This window comes from Jannaschia rubra, from assembly GCF_001403735.1.
GTDB lineage: Bacteria > Pseudomonadota > Alphaproteobacteria > Rhodobacterales > Rhodobacteraceae > Jannaschia > Jannaschia rubra.
In genome coordinates, this window is the sequence record NZ_CXPG01000008.1 from 1 (window position 1) to 5,421 (window position 5,421).

Sequence of the window (5,421 nt, forward strand, 5' to 3'; positions counted from 1 at the left end):
ACCACCATCATGGCGACCATCCAAAGGATAAACATCATAGGCAGTCGGGAGGGTAGTCGGAACCGAAGAAGACTCAAAGCGAACCAAACAGGCAAAAAATTTAGGGTCGGCATCAAAAGCAATATCAGCACCAACAGAAACAACCTGATTAGCGGCGTTGACAGATGTATCCATCTGAATGCAATGAAGAAAACCACCATTACCAGCATTAACCGTCAAACTATCAAAATATAACGTTGACGATGTAGCTTTAGGTGTCTGTAAAACAGGTGCCGAAGAAGCTGGAGTAACAGAAGTGAGAACCAGCTTATCAGAAAAAAAGTTTGAATTATGGCGAGAAATAAAAGTCTGAAACATGATTAAACTCCTAAGCAGAAAACCTACCGCGCTTCGCTTGGTCAACCCCTCAGCGGCAAAAATTAAAATTTTTACCGCTTCGGCGTTATAACCTCACACTCAATCTTTTATCACGAAGTCATGATTGAATCGCGAGTGGTCGGCAGATTGCGATAAACGGTCACATTAAATTTAACCTGACTATTCCACTGCAACAACTGAACGGACTGGAAACACTGGTCATAATCATGGTGGCGAATAAGTACGCGTTCTTGCAAATCACCAGAAGGCGGTTCCTGAATGAATGGGAAGCCTTCAAGAAGGTGATAAGCAGGAGAAACATACGAAGGCGCATAACGATACCACTGACCCTCAGCAATCTTAAACTTCTTAGACGAATCACCAGAACGGAAAACATCCTTCATAGAAATTTCACGCGGCGGCAAGTTGCCATACAAAACAGGGTCGCCAGCAATATCGGTATAAGTCAAAGCACCTTTAGCGTTAAGGTACTGAATCTCTTTAGTCGCAGTAGGCGGAAAACGAACAAGCGCAAGAGTAAACATAGTGCCATGCTCAGGAACAAAGAAACGCGGCACAGAATGTTTATAGGTCTGTTGAACACGACCAGAAAACTGGCCTAACGACGTTTGGTCAGTTCCATCAACATCATAGCCAGATGCCCAGAGATTAGAGCGCATGACAAGTAAAGGACGGTTGTCAGCGTCATAAGAGGTTTTACCTCCAAATGAAGAAATAACATCATGGTAACGCTGCATGAAGTAATCACGTTCTTGGTCAGTATGCAAATTAGCATAAGCAGCTTGCAGACCCATAATGTCAATAGATGTGGTAGAAGTCGTCATTTGGCGAGAAAGCTCAGTCTCAGGAGGAAGCGGAGCAGTCCAAATGTTTTTGAGATGGCAGCAACGGAAACCATAACGAGCATCATCTTGATTAAGCTCATTAGGGTTAGCCTCGGTACGGTCAGGCATCCACGGCGCTTTAAAATAGTTGTTATAGATATTCAAATAACCCTGAAACAAATGCTTAGGGATTTTATTGGTATCAGGGTTAATCGTGCCAAGAAAAGCGGCATGGTCAATATAACCAGTAGTGTTAACAGTCGGGAGAGGAGTGGCATTAACACCATCCTTCATGAACTTAATCCACTGTTCACCATAAACGTGACGATGAGGGACATAAAAAGTAAAAATGTCTACAGTAGAGTCAATAGCAAGGCCACGACGCAATGGAGAAAGACGGAGAGCGCCAACGGCGTCCATCTCGAAGGAGTCGCCAGCGATAACCGGAGTAGTTGAAATGGTAATAAGACGACCAATCTGACCAGCAAGGAAGCCAAGATGGGAAAGGTCATGCGGCATACGCTCGGCGCCAGTTTGAATATTAGACATAATTTATCCTCAAGTAAGGGGCCGAAGCCCCTGCAATTAAAATTGTTGACCACCTACATACCAAAGACGAGCGCCTTTACGCTTGCCTTTAGTACCTCGCAACGGCTGCGGACGACCAGGGCGAGCGCCAGAACGTTTTTTACCTTTAGACATTACATCACTCCTTCTGCACGTAATTTTTGACGCACGTTTTCTTCTGCGTCAGTAAGAACGTCAGTGTTTCCTGCGCGTACACGCAAGGTAAACGCGAACAATTCAGCGGCTTTAACCGGACGCTCGACGCCATTAATAATGTTTTCCGTAAATTCAGCGCCTTCCATGATGAGACAGGCCGTTTGAATGTTGACGGGATGAACATAATAAGCAATGACGGCAGCAATAAACTCAACAGGAGCAGGAAAGCGAGGGTATCCTACAAAGTCCAGCGTACCATAAACGCAAGCCTCAACGCAGCGACGAGCACGAGAGCGGTCAGTAGCAATCCAAACTTTGTTACTCGTCAGAAAATCGAAATCATCTTCGGTTAAATCCAAAACGGCAGAAGCCTGAATGAGCTTAATAGAGGCCAAAGCGGTCTGGAAACGTACGGATTGTTCAGTAACTTGACTCATGATTTCTTACCTATTAGTGGTTGAACAGCATCGGACTCAGATAGTAATCCACGCTCTTTTAAAATGTCAACAAGAGAATCTCTACCATGAACAAAATGTGACTCATATCTAAACCAGTCCTTGACGAACGTGCCAAGCATATTAAGCCACTTCTCCTCATCCAACGCGTCAGTTTTTGACAGAATCGTTAGTTGATGGCGAAAGGTCGCAAAGTAAGAGCTTCTCGAGCTGCGCAAGGATAGGTCGAATTTTCTCATTTTCCGCCAGCAGTCCACTTCGATTTAATTCGTAAACAAGCAGTAGTAATTCCTGCTTTATCAAGATAATTTTTCGACTCATCAGAAATATCCGAAAGTGTTAACTTCTGCGTCATGGAAGCGATAAAACTCTGCAGGTTGGATACGCCAATCATTTTTATCGAAGCGCGCATAAATTTGAGCAGATTTGTCGTCACAGGTTGCGCCGCCAAAACGTCGGCTACAGTAACTTTTCCCAGCCTCAATCTCATCTCTCTTTTTGCGTTCTGCTTCAATATCTGGTTGAACGGCGTCGCGTCGTAACCCAGCTTGGTAAGTTGGATTAAGCACTCCGTGGACAGATTTGTCATTGTGAGCATTTTCATCCCGAAGTTGCGGCTCATTCTGATTCTGAACAGCTTCTTGGGAAGTAGCGACAGCTTGGTTTTTAGTGAGTTGTTCCATTCTTTAGCTCCTAGACCTTTAGCAGCAAGGTCCATATCTGACTTTTTGTTAACGTATTTAGCCACATAGAAACCAACAGCCATATAACTGGTAGCTTTAAGCGGCTCACCTTTAGCATCAACAGGCCACAACCAACCAGAACGTGAAAAAGCGTCCTGCGTGTAGCGAACTGCGATGGGCATACTGTAACCATAAGGCCACGTATTTTGCAAGCTATTTAACTGGCGGCGATTGCGTACCCGACGACCAAAATTAGGGTCAACGCTACCTGTAGGAAGTGTCCGCATAAAGTGCACCGCATGGAAATGAAGACGGCCATTAGCTGTACCATACTCAGGCACACAAAAATACTGATAGCAGTCGGCGTGTGAATCATTAGCCTTGCGACCCTCGGCAGCAAGAACCATACGACCAATATCACGAAAATAGTCACGCAAAGCATTGGGATTATCATAAAACGCCTCTAATCGGTCGTCAGCCAACGTGAGAGTGTCAAAAACGATAAACCAACCATCAGCATGAGCCTGTCGCATTGCATTCATCAAACGCTGAATAGCAAAGCCTCTACGCGATTTCATAGTGGAGGCCTCCAGCAATCTTGAACACTCATCCTTAATACCTTTCTTTTTGGGGTAATTATACTCATCGCGAATATCCTTAAGAGGGCGTTCAGCAGCCAGCTTGCGGCAAAACTGCGTAACCGTCTTCTCGTTCTCTAAAAACCATTTTTCGTCCCCTTCGGGGCGGTGGTCTATAGTGTTATTAATATCAAGTTGGGGGAGCACATTGTAGCATTGTGCCAATTCATCCATTAACTTCTCAGTAACAGATACAAACTCATCACGAACGTCAGAAGCAGCCTTATGGCCGTCAACATACATATCACCATTATCGAACTCAACGCCCTGCATACGAAAAGACAGAATCTCTTCCAAGAGCTTGATGCGGTTATCCATCTGCTTATGGAAGCCAAGCATTGGGGATTGAGAAAGAGTAGAAATGCCACAAGCCTCAATAGCAGGTTTAAGAGCCTCGATACGCTCAAAGTCAAAATAATCAGCGTGACATTCAGAAGGGTAATAAGAACGAACCATAAAAAAGCCTCCAAGATTTGGAGGCATGAAAACATACAATTGGGAGGGTGTCAATCCTGACGGTTATTTCCTAGACAAATTAGAGCCAATACCATCAGCTTTACCGTCTTTCCAGAAATTGTTCCAAGTATCGGCAACAGCTTTATCAATACCATGAAAAATATCAACCACACCAGAAGCAGCATCAGTGACGACATTAGAAATATCCTTTGCAGTAGCGCCAATATGAGAAGAGCCATACCGCTGATTCTGCGTTTGCTGATGAACTAAGTCAACCTCAGCACTAACCTTGCGAGTCATTTCTTTGATTTGGTCATTGGTAAAATACTGACCAGCCGTTTGAGCTTGAGTAAGCATTTGGCGCATAATCTCGGAAACCTGCTGTTGCTTGGAAAGATTGGTGTTTTCCATAATAGACGCAACGCGAGCAGTAGACTCCTTCTGTTGATAAGCAAGCATCTCATTTTGTGCATATACCTGGTCTTTCGTATTCTGGCGTGAAGTCGCCGACTGAATGCCAGCAATCTCTTTTTGAGTCTCATTTTGCATCTCGGCAATCTCTTTCTGATTGTCCAGTTGCATTTTAGTAAGCTCTTTTTGATTCTCAAATCCGGCGTCAACCATACCAGCAGAGGAAGCATCAGCACCAGCACGCTCCCAAGCATTAAGCTCAGGAAATGCAGCAGCAAGATAATCACGAGTATCCTTTCCTTTATCAGCGGCAGACTTGCCACCAAGTCCAACCAAATCAAGCAACTTATCAGAAACGGCAGAAGTGCCAGCCTGCAACGTACCTTCAAGAAGTCCTTTACCAGCTTTAGCCATAGCACCAGAAACAAAACTAGGGACGGCCTCATCAGGGTTAGGAACATTAGAGCCTTGAATGGCAGATTTAATACCAGCATCACCCATGCCTACAGTATTGTTATCGGTAGCAAGCACATCACCTTGAATGCCACCGGAGGCGGCTTTTTGACCGCCTCCAAACAATTTAGACATGGCGCCACCAGCAAGAGCAGAAGCAATACCGCCAGCAATAGCACCAAACATAAATCACCTCACTTAAGTGGCTGGAGACAAATAATCTCTTTAATAACCTGATTCAGCGAAACCAATCCGCGGCATTTAGTAGCGGTAAAGTTAGACCAAACCATGAAACCAACATAAACATTATTGCCCGGCGTACGGGGAAGGACGTCAATAGTCACACAGTCCTTGACGGTATAATAACCACCATCATGGCGACCATCCAAAGGATAAACAT

Annotated in this window: 9 protein-coding genes; all 9 read right to left on the reverse strand. The window is 44.7% G+C overall.

Annotation, left to right across the window (positions count from 1 at the left end; all coding sequences use genetic code 11):
• Positions 1 to 357 (reverse strand): hypothetical protein (locus tag JAN5088_RS19775; protein WP_082429726.1); only part of this gene is annotated, 357 nt, incomplete at its 3' end.
• Between the two features lie 110 nt (positions 358 to 467).
• Positions 468 to 1,751 carry a major capsid protein gene (locus JAN5088_RS19780; protein WP_000065572.1) on the reverse strand — a complete coding sequence of 428 codons (1,284 nt, stop codon included), beginning with the start codon at positions 1,749 to 1,751 and terminating at the stop codon, positions 468 to 470.
• 36 nt (positions 1,752 to 1,787) lie between these two features.
• Positions 1,788 to 1,904: a phage DNA packaging protein J gene (locus JAN5088_RS19785; protein ID WP_000033471.1), complete on the reverse strand. Its 117-nt coding sequence runs from the start codon at positions 1,902 to 1,904 to the stop codon at positions 1,788 to 1,790.
• Complete coding sequence (locus tag JAN5088_RS19790) at positions 1,904 to 2,362, reverse strand: scaffolding protein D (protein WP_000084700.1); 459 nt, start codon at positions 2,360 to 2,362, stop codon at positions 1,904 to 1,906. The genes JAN5088_RS19785 and JAN5088_RS19790 overlap by 1 nt, the downstream gene beginning before the upstream one ends.
• Positions 2,359 to 2,598 carry a phage DNA packaging protein C gene (locus tag JAN5088_RS19795; RefSeq protein ID WP_016670801.1) on the reverse strand — a complete coding sequence of 80 codons (240 nt, stop codon included), beginning with the start codon at positions 2,596 to 2,598 and terminating at the stop codon, positions 2,359 to 2,361. Before JAN5088_RS19795 ends, JAN5088_RS19790 begins: the two co-directional genes overlap by 4 nt.
• Positions 2,531 to 2,683, reverse strand: a complete 153-nt coding sequence (locus JAN5088_RS19800; RefSeq protein ID WP_435988044.1) for a hypothetical protein — start codon at positions 2,681 to 2,683, stop codon at positions 2,531 to 2,533. The genes JAN5088_RS19795 and JAN5088_RS19800 overlap by 68 nt, the downstream gene beginning before the upstream one ends.
• Positions 2,616 to 4,211: a replication endonuclease gene (locus JAN5088_RS19805; RefSeq protein ID WP_021370787.1), complete on the reverse strand. Its 1,596-nt coding sequence runs from the start codon at positions 4,209 to 4,211 to the stop codon at positions 2,616 to 2,618. Before JAN5088_RS19805 ends, JAN5088_RS19800 begins: the two co-directional genes overlap by 68 nt.
• A 9-nt stretch (positions 4,212 to 4,220) precedes the next feature.
• Positions 4,221 to 5,207, reverse strand: coding sequence for a Minor spike protein (locus JAN5088_RS19810; RefSeq protein WP_000466547.1), 987 nt, complete (start codon positions 5,205 to 5,207; stop codon positions 4,221 to 4,223).
• Positions 5,208 to 5,215: 8 nt separating this feature from the next.
• Positions 5,216 to 5,421 (reverse strand): hypothetical protein (locus tag JAN5088_RS19815; protein ID WP_503089864.1); only part of this gene is annotated, 206 nt, incomplete at its 5' end.

What these genes read in the sequence shown, in the direction of transcription:
- JAN5088_RS19780 (WP_000065572.1), bottom strand. Translation starts at nt 1,751, where the DNA reads ATGTCTAATATTCAAACTGGCGCCGAGCGTATGCCGCATGACCTTTCC.
- JAN5088_RS19785 (WP_000033471.1), bottom strand. Translation starts at nt 1,904, where the DNA reads ATGTCTAAAGGTAAAAAACGTTCTGGCGCTCGCCCTGGTCGTCCGCAG.
- JAN5088_RS19790 (WP_000084700.1), bottom strand. Translation starts at nt 2,362, where the DNA reads ATGAGTCAAGTTACTGAACAATCCGTACGTTTCCAGACCGCTTTGGCC.
- JAN5088_RS19810 (WP_000466547.1), bottom strand. Translation starts at nt 5,207, where the DNA reads ATGTTTGGTGCTATTGCTGGCGGTATTGCTTCTGCTCTTGCTGGTGGC.